This window comes from Sphingomonas ginsenosidimutans (assembly GCF_002374835.1).
GTDB classification, from domain to species: domain Bacteria; phylum Pseudomonadota; class Alphaproteobacteria; order Sphingomonadales; family Sphingomonadaceae; genus Sphingomonas; species Sphingomonas ginsenosidimutans.
The window spans coordinates 906193-923474 of record NZ_NWVD01000001.1 but is presented as its reverse complement, the minus strand read 5'-3'; the positions used below and the strand labels follow the sequence as shown (position 1 = coordinate 923474).

Sequence of the window (17282 nt, the reverse complement as noted above, 5' to 3'; positions counted from 1 at the left end):
GTGCGCGCGGCTCAACCCGGTGGCAGGCTGGCGAGCAACCGGCGCGCGCCGTCGCGATCGGGCAGGTCGGCACGGCGCAGCAGCGCGGCGATGGCCGTGCGCGCCTCGGCAGGGCGTTTCGCGCCCGCCAGCGCCTGCGCGCGGTGCCACGCGATCGTCGCGTCGCCGGGCGCCGCCTGCGCCGCCTTGTCGAGCAGTTGCAGCGCCGCCGCGACCTGCCCGCGCCCCAGCAGCGCCCAGCCATAGGCATCCGCCGCAGCCGCTCGCATCGGTTGCAGGCGACAGGCGGCGCGCGCCAGCGCCAGTCCCGTCGCCGGATCGTCGGCATCGCTGTAGGCGCCCGACAGGCTGGCGAGCAGCAGGTCGTCGCGCATTCCCAGATCGGTGCGCAGCCGCTCCAGCGTGTCGATCGCCTCGTCGTCGCCGGCCGCACGCTGGAGGTTCGCCAGCGTCCGCCGCGCCGCGATGTTCTGCGGGTTCTGGCTGAGGAACAGCGCCAGTGCCTGCGCCGCGCCGCGCCGGTCGCCGGCCATCGCGCGCGCCTCCACCAGCCGCAGCATCACCGACTGGTCGAACCGCAGGTCGGCGGCGCGGGCATAGTCGCGCGCCGCCGCCGCCCAGCGCCCCGCCGCCGCGTTCAGATCGCCCAGCAACATCGCCGCCGCGGGCGCGCCGGGGGTCTGGCGGGCGATCCGCTGCGCCAGCGCGGTCGCCTCCGCCCCGCGCCCGTTCTCCAGCAGGCCGCGGACATAGGCGACCGCCGCACGCGGATCGTCGGGCACCTTGCTGACCGCATCGGCCAGAACCGCCTGGCTGTCATCCTGTCCAAACGGCGCGGCATAGGGGTGCGGCACCGCCGCCGCGCGATCCAGGAAGCGCGCCGCCCAGTCGCGCTTGCCCTGCGCCTCGAACGCGCGCGCGACCAGCGTCAGCGTATAGCTGTCGGCATCGCCGCGCAGCGCGATCGGGCGCAGCACCGCCAGCGTCCCCGCCGCATCGCCCGACCGCAGCAGCGCCGCGCCCAGCAGCCGCCGCGCCACCAGATTCATTGGCTGGCGGTCCAGCAGCGCGCGCCACTTGACCGCCGCCTGCTCCAGCCGCCCCGCGGCATAATCGGTCGCCCCGGACAGCAGCAGCCCACCCGGCAGGCCGTCCAGCGCGCCGCCGCTGCGATCCAGCAGGTCCGCCGCCAGCTGCCGGTTGCCCGCACGCGCGGCGATCACCGCCAGCAGGTAATAGCCCTGCGGACTGTTGCGGCGCGTCATCAGCGCACGCCGCGCCGCCGCCACCGCCTCGCCGTTGCGGCCCAGATCGCCCAGCGTTGCGGCATATTCGGCCAGCGCCGGATGGTAATAGGGATCGCGCCGCAACGCCGCCGCGAACCATGGCAAAGCCGCATTCAGGCCATAGCGACTGCGCACCACCTCCCCCGCCAGCACCAGCGCCGACAGGCAGGCACGATCCGCCGCCAACGCGCGCTGCACCGCCTCGCCCGCGCCGGCCACATCGCCCAGGTTCCAGCGGATCCGCCCCAGGTCGACCCACGCCGCCGCATCGCGCGGGTAGCGCACCAGCACGGTCTGCAGCAGCGCCACGCCGCCGACGGTATCGCCCTTGTCCGCCATCGCGCGGGCGCGGGCGCGCTGCGCCAGCGGGTCGCCGCCGGCCTGCGCCGCTTCCGCGATCGCGCCATCGGCATCGTCCTGCAACTGGCGCGCGGCGGCGCGCAGCGGGTGCAGCGTCGCCGGGTCGACGCCGGCCGCCGCCGCGCGATCCACGGCCCCCTCCGCCGCGACGCCCTCGCCCAGAAGCAGGTTGGCGCGCGCCAGCCCCAGTTGCGCCGTCGCATTGCCCGGCGCCACGCCGGTCGCGGTCAGGAAGTGATAGCGCGCCGCCGAATAATTGGCCTGCGCCAGCGCCGCTTCGCCCTGGCGGATCGCGACCAGCGGGTCGGGCCGCTCGGCGCGCCGCGCCAGCGCGACGATCGCCAGCACCACCGCCGCGGCCAGCAGCAGCGCCAGCAGCGCACGCACCCGCACGCGTGTCGCTACCCGCCCCGCGCGCGCTGCGATACCATGCCACGGCCGATGCCGCCGCCGCCGGCGCCAGCCGCGCTGCGCCGGCGGTTGATCGCCCGGCGCCTCACGCATTCAGGTCGTAGCTTTTCATCAGGTCGTACAGCGTCGGCCGGCTGACGCCCAGCAGCCGCGCGGTGCCGGAAATATTGCCATCCGACTGCGCCAGCGCGCGGCGGATCGCGCCGCGATCGGCCGCCTCGCGCACCGCGCGCAGGTTGATCGGCAACGCGCCGTCCTCAGGTGGCGCCAGATCGAGGTCGGCGGCCGTCGCCAGTTTCCCATCGGCCATGATGACCGCGCGCTTCACGCGATTTTCCAGCTCGCGCACGTTCCCCGGCCATCCCCACGCATCGATCGCCGCAGTGGCATCGGGCGAAAAGCCGGTGACCGCGCTGCCCATCGCGCGCGCGAACCGCGTCAGGAAATGCCGCGCCAAAAGCGCCGCATCGCCCGGCCGCTCGGCCAGCGACGGGATGCGCACGACGATCTCGGCCAATCGGTAATACAAATCCTCGCGGAACCGGCCGTCCGCCACCATCGCGTCGATATCCTGATGCGTCGCGCATACGATCCGCGTGTCGACCGCGATCGGCTTTCGCCCGCCGACCCGCTCGATCACCCGCTCCTGCAGGAAACGCAGCAGCTTGACCTGCAACGCCAGCGGTACGTCGCCGATCTCGTCCAGGAACAGGGTGCCGCCGTCGGCCTGTTCGATCTTGCCCGGCGTCGTCTTCACCGCGCCGGTGAACGCGCCCTTCTCATGCCCGAACAATTCGCTTTCCAGCAGCGTCTCCGGGATCGCGGCGCAATTGATCGCGACGAACGGCGCGTCGCGGCGGCGCGATGCGTCGTGCAGCCCGCGCGCCAGCACTTCCTTGCCCGTGCCGCTCGCGCCCAGCAGCATCACCGTGATGTCGGCCGGGGCGACGCGCTCGACCGTGCGCGTCACCTTCAGCATCTCCGGCGCGGCGGTGATCAGGCCGCCCAGCGCCCCGCCCAGCGCATCCTCTTGCGCGCGCGCCGCCAGCCGGCGGTTCTCCGCCTCCAGCGCATGGACGTGGAACGCGCGCGCCACGATCAGCCCCAGCTGGTCGATATCGATCGGCTTCTGGTAGAAATCCCACGCCCCGCCCGCGATCGCCGCCAGCGCGGATTCTCGCGCGCCATGGCCGGATGCGACGACCACCTTCGCGTCGGGCTTCAGCGCCAGTATCTCGGCCAGCGCACGCAGCCCCTCGGTCGTGCCGTCGGGGTCGGGCGGCAGCCCCAGGTCGAGCGTCACCACCTGCGGCTCGTGCAGGCGCAGCGCCTCAAGCGCGGCGGCCCGGTCGCCCGCCACCACCACCTCGTAACCGTCATAGGCCCAGCGCAGCTGGCGTTGCAGCCCGGCGTCGTCCTCGACGATCAACAGCGTCGGTCGCTTTGCTTCGGTCATGCGGCGGCCTCCAACGCCTGAGCGCGCGGCAGGGCGATGCGGAACCGGCTCCCCTCGCCCTCCCGGCTCGTCACCAGCAACCGTCCGCCCATCGCCTCGACCAGCTGCCGCGCCTCGAACGCGCCCAGCCCGAAGCCGCTTGGCTTGGACGACACGAACGGCCGGAACAGGCCGTCGCGAACGAAATCGGCGCTCATTCCGCCGCCCTGGTCGATCACGTCGATGAACACCTCGTCGCCCTCATCCCCGACCACCAGCGTGACCGGCTGGCCCGCCGCACTCGCTTCGACCGCATTCTGGATCAGATGGCCCAGCACCGTTTCCAGCGCCGCCGGATCGGCCAGCGCCATTGCTTCATGTCCCTCGGCACGCAGCGGGTGCTGCGCGCGGCGCGCATCCGCCAGCCGCTCCGCCAGCGCCAGCATCCCCACCGGGTGCCGCTCGCCCGCCGCCCCCGCCTGCCGCTGCGACAGGCGGGCGAGCAGCGCGGTCATCCGCTGCGACGAATCGCGCAGCGTCGCGATCATGTCGGCGCGGAATTCGGGGTTGTCGGCGTGCCGCTCGGCATTGCGCGCCACCAGCGCCATCTGGCTGACCAGATTCTTCAGGTCGTGCAGGATGAACGCGAAGCGGCGGTTGAACTCATCGAACCGCTGCGCCTCGCCCAGCGCGCCATGCGCCTCGTCCTCGGCCAGATAGCTGGCGACCTGCCGCCCGGCGACGCCCAGCAGGTCGAAATCCTCCCAGTCGAGTGCGCGCGATACCGGCGGTGGGGCGAGCATGATCGCCCCGATCAGCCGCCGCGCGTGCAGCAGCGGCACCAGCGCCCAGCCGTCGGCGCGCGCGGTCATCCACGCCGGGACCAGCGCGGCTTCCTCCGCCGGCGCACGCCCCGCCGCCACTGCCGGCAGGTCGATGACCCGCGCGGTCCGCTCCAGATACCGCGCCAGCGCGGCGCTGCCGGCCTCGTCGGGCGCCGCCTCGCACCGCCACGCCGCGCGGGCGCGCAGCCCGCCCGCCTCGCTGGTCAGCAGCAGCCCGGCGGGCGATTCGGTCAGTTCGGCCAGCGCGGTGACGACCCGCACGGTCAACGTCGCGCCCTTCCCCCCGTCACCGCCCAGCGTTTCGGTAAAGCGCAGCCAGGCGTTGCGGTAATCGTAGCGGTGCCGGAACAGGTGCTTGGTCACCACGACCTTGGCCCAGCCGCGCAGCCACGGTGTCGATGCCAGCGTCAGCACGCTGGCGGCCGATCCGAACACGAACGCGGTCTGCACGATCCGCGCCTGGTTGCCCGCCAGCGATCCCAGATATCCGGTGACGATCCCGGTCGCCAGCACGTACAGCCCCGCCAGCACCGCCGCCGCCGCCCGCAACGCCACGGTGCGCGACGCGCGGATCGCCTGCGCATCGCCCTGTTGCGCGGCGAACATCACCAGCGGGGCGACCACCACCATCACCGCGCCACGCGCGATCGTCAGCGTGGGCGGCCAGCCGTCGATGATGAACGCCAGCAGATAGACGACCAGGTCGGTCGTCCACATCAGCGCCAGCGCCGCCAGCAGGACATGGCGCGCGCCCCCGCCCTGCTCGCCCGTCCCCAGCAATGCGCGCTGCATCAATACCAGCGCGCCGACGCTGCCCAGCATCCGCAGCGACAGCCCGGTCGAATCGAGCGCCCCGACCGCCTCTGGCAACGTCACCATCGCCGCGGCGATCGCCGTCCCCGCCGCCAGTACGAAACACGATGCGGTCGCGGCATAGGCGCCCAGCCGCGCCGGCGCCTCGATCCCCTGCCCGGCGCGCGCGGCGACGCCCAGCACCGCCAGCCACGCCAGGTCGCGCAGCGCCCCGGTCACCCGCGCGGCGACGTCGGCGCTGCCGATCCCCGCGATCGCCAGCGCCCACAGCGCCGTCGCCACCGCCGCCGCGGTCAGCAGCCAGCGCGCGACCGGCGCCGCGCTGTCCGGGCGCGGCAACGTCACCGCGACGCCGCAAAACAGCAGCGCGACCAGCGAATGGATCCAGATGACCGACGTCGGCGTCATCGCGTCATCGCGCGCCTTCGGGCCACAACACCACGCGCAGCGTCTGGAGCAGGATCAGCAGGTCGAGGAACGGCGAATAGTTCTTTGCGTAATACAGGTCGTATTCCAGCTTGTTGCGCGCATCCTCCACCGACGCGCCATAGGGATAGTTGATCTGCGCCCAGCCGGTGATCCCCGGCTTCACCATGTGTCGCTCGGCATAATATGGCAGCTCGCGTTCCAGTTCGGCGACGAACTGCGGGCGTTCGGGGCGCGGGCCGACGAAGCTCATGTCGCCCTTCAGGACGCTCCAGCATTGCGGCAGCTCGTCGATGCGCACGGTGCGGATGAAGCGGCCGACGCGGGTGACGCGTGGGTCGCGCTTCTCCGCCCATACCGCCTTGCCGCCCGCCTCGGCGTCCTGCCGCATCGAACGCAGCTTCACGATGTCGAACGGCTCGTTGTACAGCCCGACGCGGCGCTGGCGGTAGAAGGCCGGGCCGGGCGATTCGAGCACCACCGCGATCGCGGCGATCGCGATCACCGGGAACGTCAGCGCCAGCACGATCAGGCTGGCGACGATATCGAACGCGCGCTTGGCGATCGTCGACAGGAACCGCCCGGACGAGAATCCATCGGAGAAGATCAGCCACGACGGGTTGACGCTCTGCAGGTCGATCCGCCCGGTCTCGCGCTCCAGGAAGCTGAAGATCTCCGACACGCTGACCCCGGTGGTCTTGACGCGCAGCAGGTCCTGCAGCGGCAGCGCGTTGCGCCGCTCCTCGATCGCCAGCACTACCTCGCTCGCGCGCAGCGCGGTGACGTGGTCGGCAAGGTTGTCGATCGCGCCGCGCGGCACTGCCCCGTCCACCGCCGGCACATGGGTGTCCCCCATCGCGACGAAGCCGGCGACGACGAAGTTCGCGCCGTTGCGCGCCGCCAGCCGCTCGATCCGCGCTGCACGCGGCCCGGCGCCCAGCACCACCACCCGCCGCCGCAGCGCCTCCCCGCCGATCGTCCCGCGCGCGGCGATGCGCAGCGTCACCAGCCCACCCAGCGCCAGCAGCATCGCGTAGAACAGGTTCGATCGCCAGAAGGTGATCGCCGGCACCAGGAAGAAGATCACCGACAGGAACAGGATGCCCAGCGACACCGCCACCAGCAGCCGCGACACCGCGAAGCGCACCGAATGGAGCGCCCCCGGCCCATAGGCGCCGACCGCAACCATCGCCAGTTGCAGCGGCACCGCGAACGACAGCAATTGCGGGATGCGCGTCGCCGGCGTGTCCGGTGCCATGCCGATCTGCCACGCGCGCACCTGCCAGCCCGCCTCCGCCGCCAGCAGCAGCAGCGCGAAATCCAGCAGCCCGAGCAGCAGCACGGCATTGGGCACGTAATGTTTGAACAGACGGACCATCGGCCGGTGTCGGTCCCCGGAAATGACGCAAGCGATACCGGGCGAGCTATCGCCGCAATTGGCAAAGAAAGGCTGAACGACGCGCTTTTGCGCGATCCTCGCCCGGTCGCGGAGCCTTCAGCGACCTCGGCAGTTATCGCGGCGGCGACGCGGTCCATGCGCGGTCGCGGGGGAAAGGGTAGTTCATTGATCGACATCGTTCCGGTGATCCTGTCGGGCGGATCGGGGACGCGGCTGTGGCCGCTGTCGCGGGCGGAGAAGCCCAAGCAGTTCCTGTCGCTGACCGCGGCGGAGACGATGCTGCAACTCACCGCCGCGCGCGCGCGGGGGGCGGGGTTCGCCGCGCCGGTGGTGGTCGCGAACGCCGCGCATGCCGACGAGGTGGAGGCGCAGCTCGCCGCCGCGGGCGCCGAGGCGCTGGTGCTGGAACCGGTCGGGCGCAACACCGCGCCCGCGATCGCGCTGGCGGCGCTGTCGGCGGACCCGGACGCGGCGCTGCTGGTGATGCCGTCCGATCATGTCATCGCCGATGTCGATGCGTTCCACGCCGCGATCCGCCGCGCGCTGCCGCTGGTCGAGGACGGCTGGCTGGTGACGTTCGGGATCACCCCGGACGCGCCCGAGACCGGCTATGGCTATATCCAGGTCGGCGAGGAGGTCGCCGCGGGTGTCCACCGCGTCGCGCGCTTCGTGGAGAAGCCCGGGCGCGACGTGGCGGAGGCGATGCTGGCGGCGGGGGACCATGCGTGGAACGGCGGGATCTTCCTGTTCCGCGCCGATGCCTTCGTCGCCGCGCTGGCGCGGTTCGCGCCCGACATGCTGGCGGCGGTGCGCGCGTCGCTGGACGCCGCGCGGCGCGAGGGCGCGCGGGTGTGGCCGGATGCCGATGCGTTCGCGGCCTCGCCGTCCGATTCGATCGACTATGCGGTGATGGAAAAGGCCGACCGGGTCGCGGTGGTGCCGGTGGCGATGGGGTGGAGCGACGTGGGCAGCTGGGACGCGCTGCACACGATCAGCGAGGGCGACGCGCAGGGCAATGTCGTCAGCGGCGACGTGGTGGCGCTGGACGCGGCGAACTGCCTGGTGCGGGCCGAGGGCGTGCGCGTCGCGATCGCCGGGGTCAGCGACCTGATCGTGGTGGCCAGCGGTTCCGACGTGCTGATCGTCCCGCGCGGGCGCAGCCAGGACGTCAAATTGCTGCTGGATGCGATGAAGAAATAAGCCTCAGCCGCTCATCAGCCACGCCCAGCACGCCGCCAGCCCGGCGCAGCCGACCAGAAGCTGTGGCAGGCGCAGCCGTGCGAGGTGCGCCGGGGCATCGCCCGACAGCGCCGCGCGCCGGTCGACCAGCGCCGCCAGCGCATAGCCTGCCGTCAGCAGCGCCACTGCGATCGCCGCGCGCGGCACCACCAGTGCCAGCCCCGCGATCGCGACATAGGCGATCGCCGCCGCCAGCTCGGCCATGGTCGACGCCCGCGGCGTCGCGAACCCGAACCCGCGGCGCACCCCGCCGATGAACGACAGGATCAACGCCCCCCAGATCACCGCCAGCTGCACCGCCAGCACCGGCCACCCGCCGGGCAGCACCCATACCCCGATCCCCACCGCGACCAGCGGCAGCATCGGACCATAGCCGAAGACGATACTGGCGGCGGGAATGCGCGGATCGGGTTCCATGTCCCGCGCAACGCACGAACCGACGATCAGTCGCGCGCGAAAATCTCGTCGTGCGGCAGCGTTACGTCGAGTGACGGGAGGACGACGTCGTGCGGCTGAGCGAACAGATCGTCGCGCCATGACGTCGGGCCCAGCCGCTGGACAACGCGGCTCAGCTCGCGCTCGGGATCGACGAAGACGACCGTATCGACCGACGGCAGCGTGCGATAACTCGCCAGCTTGTCATTCTCATCGATGCGCGACGTGGACGGGGACAGTACCTCGACGATCACGACCGGATCGTCGAACGCCCGTTGCATCTCGCGCTCGCGCGATGCCGGATCTCCGCAGAAGACGCTGACGTCGGGATAGCGCAGTTCGTCGTCGCGGATGCGCACGCCCATATCGGAATTATATGCCCGGCACCCGCTGCCGCGCAGCCGCGCGTGCAGATAGGCGAGGATGTTGCTGGCGACCCGCGAATGCGCCGGTGTGCCACCGGTCATCATGCGGATCGTACCGTCGATCAGCTCGAACTTGCGGTCGGTACCAAAATCGATCTCGAGAAACTGCTCGACGGTGATCGGCTGGTAGATCGCATCGTGGCGCATGCTGCACATCATAGAGGGTTTCTGGTGACAGACAAAGGGCCGGCGGATCGCTCCGCCGGCCCTTTGCTCGAACCATCGGCGACGCAAAGCCGTCGCCGTGACGTCGGACCGGTCGAGCGGCATGGCCGCCCGCCTGCCGGCCGTTCCGATCTTCTGTCCGGGGCAGCGTCACGCTGCCCCGGTCGTAGATCAGAAGTCCATACCGCCCATACCGCCGCCGGGCATCGCCGGCATCGCGGGCTTGTCCTCCGGCAGCTCGGCCACGGTGGCTTCCGTGGTAATGAGCAGGCCGGCAACCGAGGCGGCGTTCTGAAGCGCGGTGCGCACGACCTTGGTCGGGTCGATCACGCCGGCCGCCACCAGGTTCTCATACGTGTCGGTCGAGGCGTTGAAGCCGAACGACGTGTCCGACTGGTCGAGCAGCTTGCCCGACACGACGGCGCCGTCCTGACCGGCGTTCTGCGCGATCTGGCGCACCAGCGCGGTCAGCGACTTGCGGACGATGTCGACGCCGCGCGTCTGGTCGTCGTTGATGCCCTTGACGCCGTCCAGCGCCTTGGTCGCGTACAGCAGCGCGGTGCCGCCACCCGGGACGATGCCTTCCTCGACCGCGGCGCGGGTCGCATGCAGCGCGTCGTCGACGCGGTCCTTGCGCTCCTTCACCTCGACCTCGGTCGCGCCGCCGACCTTGATGACGGCCACGCCGCCGGCCAGCTTCGCCAGACGCTCCTGCAGCTTCTCGCGGTCATAGTCCGAGGTCGTGACCTCGATCTGCTGACGGATCGCCTCGGTACGGCCCTTGATCGCATCGGCGTCACCCGCGCCATCGACGATGGTGGTGTTGTCCTTGTCGATCGTCACGCGCTTGGCGGTGCCCAGCATGCCCAGCGTCACGGTCTCGAGCTTGATGCCCAGGTCCTCGCTGACGACTTCGCCCTTGGTCAGGATCGCGATGTCTTCCAGCATCGCCTTGCGGCGATCGCCGAAGCCCGGCGCCTTGACGGCCGCGACCTTCAGGCCGCCGCGCAGCTTGTTGACCACCAGAGTGGCCAGCGCCTCGCCCTCGATATCCTCGGCGATGATCAGCAGCGGGCGACCCGACTGCACGACCGCTTCCAGGATCGGCAGCATCGACTGCAGGTTCGACAGCTTCTTCTCGTGGATCAGGATGTACGGGTCGTTCAGCTCGACCGTCATCTTCTCCGGGTTGGTGATGAAGTACGGCGACAGATAGCCGCGGTCGAACTGCATGCCCTCGACGACGTCCAGCTCGAATTCGAGGCCCTTGGCCTCCTCGACGGTGATGACGCCTTCCTTGCCGACCTTCTCCATCGCTTCCGCGATCTTCTCGCCGACTTCCTTGTCGCCGTTGGCCGAGATGATGCCGACCTGCGCGACTTCCTGCGAGCCGGACACCGGCTTCGAGCGCGACTTGATGTCCTCGACGACCTTGGTCACCGCCAGGTCGATGCCGCGCTTCAGGTCCATCGGGTTCATGCCGGCGGCGACCGACTTCATGCCTTCACGCACGATCGCCTGCGCCAGCACGGTGGCGGTGGTGGTGCCGTCGCCCGCGATGTCGTTGGTCTTCGAGGCCACTTCGCGCACCATCTGCGCGCCCATGTTCTCGAACTTGTCCTTCAGCTCGATTTCCTTGGCGACCGACACACCGTCCTTGGTGATGCGCGGCGCGCCGAAGCTCTTGTCGATCACGACGTTGCGGCCCTTCGGCCCCAGCGTGACCTTGACCGCGTCGGCCAGGATGTCGACGCCCTTCATGATGCGCTCACGCGCGTCGCGCGAGAATTTCACGTCCTTGGCTGCCATGTGGCTACCCTTTCAAATGACGAATGTTGAGAAAGTTGAGGCTGTGGACGTCGGCTCAGGCGATGATGCCGAGGATGTCCGATTCCTTCATGATGAGCAGGTCTTCGCCGTTCACCTTGACCTCGGTGCCGGACCACTTGCCGAACAGGATGCGGTCGCCGGCCTTGACGTCCAGCGGGGCGACCTCGCCCTTGTCGTTCTTGGCGCCGGCGCCGGCGGCGACGACTTCGCCTTCCTGCGGCTTTTCCTTGGCGGTGTCGGGAATGATGATCCCGCCGGCCGTCTTCTCCTCCGCCTCGACGCGGCGGACGAGAACGCGGTCGTGCAACGGACGAAAGTTCATTGCTCTTACCTCTTCTAAGGGCATGTGACACATTTTTGGCACTCACCGAAGTCGAGTGCCAGCGGTGCGGATATGTGGTCGCTCCCCCGCCCCGTCAACGGGGTCGGGAACCTTTTTTCAGGCGGCGCGTGCGGGCAGCAGGCCCAGCCGCTCGCGCATCGACCAGCGCCACAGCAGCAGCGCCGACACCACGCCCAGCCCCGCGGCCAGTCCCCACCAGATGCCGATCGCCTGCCAGCCCAGCGTGAAGCCCAGGAAGGCGGCGGTGCCGAACCCCATCACCCAGTAACCGAACACCTGGATCATCATCGGCACGCGCGTGTCCTGCACCCCGCGCAGCACGCCCGCGGCCACCGCCTGTGCCCCGTCGACCAGCTGGAAGATCGCCGCGACGCCCAGCAGCTGCGCCGCCAGCGCCGCCACCGCCACCTCGCGCGCGGGGTCGACATAGGCGCGTACCAGCAGGTGCGGCACCGCCCACAGCACGGCGGCGGTCGCCACCATCACCCCGATGCCCAGCGTGATCGCCACCCCGCCCGCGCGCCCGACCCAGGCGGCGTCGCGCGCGCCATAGGCGAAGCCGACGCGGATCGTCGCGGCCTGCGCCAGCCCGAACGGGATCTGGAACGCGATCGCCGCAATGTTGAGCGCGACCGCATGCGCGTCGATCGCGGTGACGGAGATCAGCCCCATCAACAGCCCGGCACCGCCGAACAACCCGCCCTCCGCGACCCAGCCGAGCGCGATCGGCGCGCCCAGCTTCACGATCTCGCGCATCCGCGACCATTCGGTGCGCCACCATTTGCCGAACAGGTGGAACCGCCGCAGCTTGCGGTCGGTAACCAGGATCGCGGCATAGGCCAGGCAGCTGGCGAAGGAGACGGTGACGCTGGCCAGCGCGGATCCCTCCAGCCCCAGCGCCGGGAAGCCCCCGTTGCCGAAGACGAGGCACCAGTTGGCCAGGATCGCGACGCCCAGCGCCAGCAGCGTCACCACCATCGCCCAGCCCGGCCGCCCCAGCGCCGCCGCGGTCATCCGCATCAGCGCGGAAAGCACCGCGGGCAGCACCGCCAGCGACAGGATGCGGCAGAACACGCCCGCGCGCGCCGCGACCGCGGCGTCCTGTCCGGCCAGCCGCAACAGCGGCTCGGCGATGTTCAGCAGCGCGACGACCACGATCGTCCCCAGCCCCGCCAGCCACATGCCCATGCGGAACGACCGGCGCACCTGCCGCACCGCGCCCACCCGCGCGCCCAGCGCGGCGGCGATCAGCGGCTCGGCCGCGCCGACCAGCCCGACCAGCGCGAACGCCAGCACGTTGAACAGGAACACCCCCAGCGTCGCCGCCGCGAATTCCACCGGCCCCAGCCGCGCGACGAACACCACGTCGACCGCGAACACCGCCATCTGCAACAGGTTCGCGCCCACCAGCGGCCCCGCCAGCGCCAGCAGCGCGCGCAGCTCGTCGCGCCACGTTTCGGGCGGCGCCTCGGTCAGCGGGGAAAGGGCGGCATGGCCATGCATGGTGGGCGCGTTAGGCGAAAACGGGACACGGCGCCACTCATGTGGCGTATTGCTCGATTGATACACGTCGCGCTACACCCCCGGGCGACGGGCGCTCCGCCCGAAGATGGGACGACACATGAAGCTGGTTCGCGGCGCCTGGAAACTGCTGGTGGGGATCAAGGACGCGCTGGTGCTGGTCGCCATGCTGCTGTTCTTCGGCCTGCTGTTCGCCGCGCTCAACGCGCGCTCGCGCCCCGCTGCGATCAAGGACGGCGCGCTGGTGCTGGAACTGAACGGCCCGATCGTGGAACAGCCGGAGGATGTCGCGCCGCTGGCCATGCTCAGCGGGCAGCAGATCGGCAACCAGTATCGCCTGCGCGACGTGCTGCGCGCGATCGACCTGGCACGCGAGGACAAGCGCGTGAAGGCGATCGTTCTCGATCTCGACCGGTTCGGCGGCGCCTATCCCGCCGCGCTGGGCGAGGTGCAGGAGGCGCTGATGAAGGCGCGCGCCGCGGGCAAGCCGGTGCTGGCCTATGCCACCGCCTATACCGACGGCGGCTACCGCCTCGCCTCGGCCGCCAGCGAAATCTGGATGGACCCGATGGGCGGCACGTTGTTCATGGGGCCGGGTGGCAGCCAGCTGTTCTACAAGGGGCTGCTCGACAAGCTGGGCGTCAACGCGCACGTCTATCGCGTCGGCAAGTTCAAGTCGGCGGTCGAACCCTATACCCGCGCCGACCAAAGCCCCGAATCGCGTGAGGCGTCGCAGGCGCTGTACGGCGCGCTGCTCGACCAATGGCGCGAATCGATCGCGCGCGCACGGCCCAAGGCGCAGGTCGCCGGGCTGCTGACCCGGCCGGCGCAGCTGGTCCAGGCCGCCGGCGGCAACCTGGCGCAGGTCGACATGCAGGCCGGGCTGGTCGATCATCTGGGCGACCGCATCGCCTTCGGCCGCCGCGTCGCCGAACTGGCGGGCAGCGACGACAAGAAGCCCGCGGGCAATTTCACCACGATCAAGTACCAGGGCTACGTCGATGCGCATCCGCTGCCCAAGAAGGGCAAGATCGGCGTGCTGACCGTCGCGGGCGAGATCATCGACGGCCAGTCGCAACAGGGCAATGCCGGCGGCGATACCGTTACCGACCTTCTCTATCGCGGGCTGATCGATCAGGATCTGAAGGCGCTGGTGCTGCGCGTCGATTCGCCGGGCGGTTCGGTGCTGGCGTCGGAGAAGATTCGCCGCGCCGTCATGGAGGCGAAGCGCCGCGGCCTGCCGGTCGTCGTGTCGATGGGCGGGCTGGCCGCGTCGGGCGGCTACTGGATTTCGACGCCCGGCGACGTGATCTTCGCCGAACCGGGCACGATCACCGGGTCGATCGGCATCTTCGCGGTGCTGCCCACGTTCGAGAAGACGCTGGCCAAGATCGGCCTGTCCACCGACGGCGTGCGCACCACGCCGCTGTCGGGCCAGCCCGACGTGCTGTCCGGCACGTCGCCCGAGCTGGACGCGGTGGCGCAGGCCGGGGTCGAGCATGGCTATCGGGAGTTCATCACCCGCGTGTCGCAATCGCGCAAGCTGCCCCCGGCGCGGGTGGACGAGATCGGCCAGGGCCGCGTGTGGATCGGCGGGGTGGCGCATCAGCTGAAACTGGTCGACCGCTTCGGCGGGCTGGACGCCGCGGTGGCGGAGGCCGCGCGCCGTGCGAAGCTAGACGCCGCCAAGCCCGACGTCGTGTGGCTCGACAAGAAGCCCGGCTTCGCTGCGGAGCTCGTGCGCCAGATCAGCAACAACGAGGATGACGATGCCGGCGCCCCCGCCGACGCGCTCGGCCGGATCGCGTGGCAGCAGCAGCAGGTGATGGCGACCGCGCTGGGCGATGCTCGGCGGCTGATTGCGGGCGGCGGCGGGGTGCGCGCACAATGCCTGGAATGCGGCGGGCTCGGGCCCGTGCGCGCCAGCCTCGCCGATCGCACCTTGTGGCAAATGGTGCTGGCCAAGCTGGGCTGGTGATGCAAGGGGGCGTGGTGATGACCCAGGGACCGATCACCATCCGCCCCGCGACCGCCGCCGATGCCGCCGCGATCGCCGCCATCTACGCCCCTTACGTCCTCTCGGGCACGGTCTCGTTCGAGAACGAAGCGCCCGACACGCGCCAGATCCGCACCCGCATGGCCGCGTCGGACGGGCTGTACCCGTGGATCGTCGCCACCTCGGGCGACGACGGCGACGGTGCCGGGGTGCTCGCCTACGCCTATGCCACGCGCTTCCGCGACCGGCCGGCCTATCGCTACGTCGTCGAAACCTCGATCTACGTCGCCGGCGGCACGCAGCGGCAGGGCGTCGGCCGGCTGCTGTACGAGGCGCTGGTCGATACGCTGCGCGCGCAGGGCTTCACCCAGGCGATCGGCGTCATCTCGCTGCCCAACGACGCCTCGATCACGCTGCACGAGGCGGTCGGCTTCCGCCGCGCAGGCGTCTATCGCGAGATCGGGTACAAGCAGGGGCGCTGGATCGACGTCGGCTTCTGGCAGTGCGAGCTGAACCCGTCGGCCGTCCCGCCGACGGAACCGCGCCCGTTCAGCGAGGTCGGCGTCGTCCGCGCCTGACGCGGAACGGGGCCCCCCCGCCCGCCGCCCCGGACGTGTTCGACGTCTACGAAAGTCGCCCCGGCAGCCACGTTCGATGTGTCACCCCGGACCTGTTCCGGGGTCCACCGGTCCGGAGCTCGTCGGCCTGTGGGTGCGCGGCACCGTGGCTGCCGGAACAGGGCTCTCCTGAGCGAAGTCGAAGGGTCCGGCATGACGGACCAAGCTTCGAAGCGTTCCTAGCGCCCCGCGTCGCCATAGGCGGGCAGCGCCAGCCGGAACCGGATCGCCGCCGCACGCAGTCCGAAACCGGCCAGGCCCGCGACCCCGGCGGCCAGCCACGGGTCGATGCCGATCGTGCGCATCGCCACGTACAGCCCCGCCGCCAGCGCCGCGGCGGTCACGTACAGTTCGGGGCGCATCAGGATCGACGGCTCGCCCGCCAGCACGTCGCGGATGATCCCGCCGACGCAACCCGTCATCACCCCCATCAGCGCGGCGGGCAGCGGCGGCACGCCGTAGCCCAGCGCCTTGGCCGCACCATAGACGGCATAGGCAGCCAGCCCGACCGCATCGAACCAGTCGAGCGCCGCACCGCGCCACCAGCGCGCCGGCGTGATCCAGATCACCATCGCCATGACGAGGCACACCGACGCCGCGCGCGCATCGTGGACCCAGAACACCGGCGCCCCGATCAGCAGGTCGCGCACCGTTCCCCCTCCGACCCCCGTGATCAGCGCGAAGAAGGCGAAGGTCACCAGCGTCTGCCCGCGCCGCGCCGCCGCCAGCGCGCCCGACACCGCGAATACCGCCAGTCCCGCGACGTCCAGCCACGGCGCGAACGCGGGCAGCAGCACCTGCGGCGTCAGTGCCTCCGCCGGCGGCATCGCGCCGGTCAGGCCCGCTCGATCAGATAGTTCATCCGCGCCGACGCGATCGGTCGCGCGCGATCGTCCTGCCACGCCACCGCCTCGACATTGGCGACGCGGTTGCCCAGCCGGGTGATGATCCCCGCGGCCAGCGTATCGTGGTCGCGCCCGCCGCGCATGAAATCGACGGTGACGTTGATCGGCTTGATCCGGCCCCCGCCCTCCTCCGCCAGCGCGTGGCGCAGCGCCGCGATCGCGGCTACCTCCAGCAGGCCGGAAATCGCCCCGCCCTGCAGGAATCCGGGGCGGCCCAGCACCGCCTCGGCGAACGGCATCCGCATCACCGGCGTGCCGTCGGCGGCATATTCCAGCTGCGCACCCAGCAGCGTCGCATACGGGGGCAGGCGCATCACGGCGTCACCTTCGGATAGCTGCCGCTGGGCACCATGAACGTGGCAGCGACATGCGCGACCGGATCGTCGATATCGCCGTCATGCGCGATGCCGCGCGTGAACGAGATCGACCTCGCGACGCGCAGGCATTCGGCGCGCCCGATCACGGTGCGGCCGGGCCGCGCGGGGCGCAGATAATCGATGCGCAGGTCGACGGTGGCGTGCGGCACGAACGTCGCGATCCGGTTCCACACCGCCAGGCTGGTGGCGATATCCATCATCGCGATGATCGGCCCGGACGCGATCACGCCACTGTCCTCGTCGCCGATCATATCCTCGGCATAAGGCATCGCCAGTTCCACCCATTCGGCGTCGCGCGCATGGAAACGGATGCCCAGCCGCCCGCCGTGCCCGCCGAAACGGCGCAGGTCGATCTGGTCCATCATCTTGGCCGGATTGAACGTCATGCCGCCGCCCTACACGCCCGCGCGCGCGCCGCGCAACGTTGCAGCGTTTTAACTAACGCCCGCCGCGC

The 17282-nt window shown here is 70.9% G+C and carries 15 protein-coding genes; 3 read left to right on the top strand and 12 right to left on the bottom strand.

What is annotated here, in order from left to right; genetic code table 11:
• Positions 1–11 precede the first annotated feature (11 nt).
• From COA17_RS04325 to COA17_RS04310, 4 genes are all read right to left on the bottom strand, one after another.
• Positions 12–2039 carry a tetratricopeptide repeat protein gene (locus COA17_RS04325; protein ID WP_245857408.1) on the bottom strand — a complete coding sequence of 676 codons (2028 nt, stop codon included), beginning with the start codon at positions 2037–2039 and terminating at the stop codon, positions 12–14.
• 103 nt (positions 2040–2142) lie between these two features.
• Positions 2143–3513 (bottom strand): PEP-CTERM-box response regulator transcription factor, encoded by a 1371-nt coding sequence (gene prsR, locus COA17_RS04320; protein WP_096610339.1) that lies wholly within the window; start codon positions 3511–3513, stop codon positions 2143–2145.
• Positions 3510–5558, bottom strand: a complete 2049-nt coding sequence (prsK, locus tag COA17_RS04315; RefSeq protein ID WP_096610337.1) for an XrtA/PEP-CTERM system histidine kinase PrsK — start codon at positions 5556–5558, stop codon at positions 3510–3512. Before prsK ends, prsR begins: the two co-directional genes overlap by 4 nt.
• A gap of 4 nt (positions 5559–5562) precedes the next feature.
• Positions 5563–6954 carry a TIGR03013 family XrtA/PEP-CTERM system glycosyltransferase gene (locus COA17_RS04310; RefSeq protein ID WP_066491856.1) on the bottom strand — a complete coding sequence of 464 codons (1392 nt, stop codon included), beginning with the start codon at positions 6952–6954 and terminating at the stop codon, positions 5563–5565.
• Between the two features lie 156 nt (positions 6955–7110).
• Here COA17_RS04310 and COA17_RS04305 point away from each other — a divergent pair, with 156 nt between their 5' ends.
• A complete protein-coding gene (locus COA17_RS04305; protein ID WP_096610335.1) occupies positions 7111–8175 on the top strand; it encodes a mannose-1-phosphate guanylyltransferase/mannose-6-phosphate isomerase in 1065 nt (354 codons plus the stop codon).
• A 3-nt stretch (positions 8176–8178) separates the two neighbouring features.
• On the opposite strand, the gene COA17_RS04300 is transcribed toward COA17_RS04305, so the two are convergent.
• The 5 genes from COA17_RS04300 to COA17_RS04280 all read right to left on the bottom strand — a co-directional run bounded on the left by COA17_RS04300 (position 8179) and on the right by COA17_RS04280 (position 12915).
• On the bottom strand, positions 8179–8631 hold the full coding sequence (locus tag COA17_RS04300) for a DUF3429 domain-containing protein (RefSeq protein WP_096610333.1): 453 nt from the start codon (positions 8629–8631) through the stop codon (positions 8179–8181).
• Positions 8632–8657: 26 nt separating this feature from the next.
• Positions 8658–9233, bottom strand: coding sequence for a Uma2 family endonuclease (locus COA17_RS04295; protein ID WP_245857407.1), 576 nt, complete (start codon positions 9231–9233; stop codon positions 8658–8660).
• A 177-nt stretch (positions 9234–9410) separates the two neighbouring features.
• The gene (gene groL / locus COA17_RS04290) at positions 9411–11048 is read right to left on the bottom strand and encodes a chaperonin GroEL (RefSeq protein WP_096610331.1); all 1638 of its coding nucleotides are present in this window, start codon (positions 11046–11048) and stop codon (positions 9411–9413) included.
• Between the two features lie 55 nt (positions 11049–11103).
• Positions 11104–11391: a co-chaperone GroES gene (gene groES / locus COA17_RS04285; RefSeq protein ID WP_066489812.1), complete on the bottom strand. Its 288-nt coding sequence runs from the start codon at positions 11389–11391 to the stop codon at positions 11104–11106.
• Between the two features lie 117 nt (positions 11392–11508).
• Entirely contained in the window at positions 11509–12915 is a 1407-nt protein-coding gene (locus tag COA17_RS04280) for an MATE family efflux transporter (protein WP_176484791.1), read from the bottom strand.
• 118 nt (positions 12916–13033) lie between these two features.
• Here COA17_RS04280 and sppA point away from each other — a divergent pair, with 118 nt between their 5' ends.
• Both sppA and COA17_RS04270 read left to right on the top strand, forming a co-directional pair.
• On the top strand, positions 13034–14911 hold the full coding sequence (gene sppA / locus COA17_RS04275; RefSeq protein WP_096610329.1) for a signal peptide peptidase SppA: 1878 nt from the start codon (positions 13034–13036) through the stop codon (positions 14909–14911).
• A gap of 17 nt (positions 14912–14928) precedes the next feature.
• On the top strand, positions 14929–15507 hold the full coding sequence (locus tag COA17_RS04270) for a GNAT family N-acetyltransferase (RefSeq protein WP_231738891.1): 579 nt from the start codon (positions 14929–14931) through the stop codon (positions 15505–15507).
• 218 nt (positions 15508–15725) lie between these two features.
• Here the strand turns inward: COA17_RS04270 and COA17_RS04265 are convergent, their stop codons facing one another.
• From COA17_RS04265 to COA17_RS04255, 3 genes are read right to left on the bottom strand one after another with little or no spacing between them, the layout of a single operon-like run.
• Entirely contained in the window at positions 15726–16373 is a 648-nt protein-coding gene (locus COA17_RS04265) for a trimeric intracellular cation channel family protein (RefSeq protein WP_070321831.1), read from the bottom strand.
• Positions 16374–16381: 8 nt separating this feature from the next.
• A complete protein-coding gene (locus COA17_RS04260; protein WP_096610327.1) occupies positions 16382–16765 on the bottom strand; it encodes a PaaI family thioesterase in 384 nt (127 codons plus the stop codon).
• On the bottom strand, positions 16765–17214 hold the full coding sequence (locus COA17_RS04255) for a PaaI family thioesterase (RefSeq protein ID WP_066486578.1): 450 nt from the start codon (positions 17212–17214) through the stop codon (positions 16765–16767). Before COA17_RS04255 ends, COA17_RS04260 begins: the two co-directional genes overlap by 1 nt.
• Positions 17215–17282: the final 68 nt, after the last annotated feature.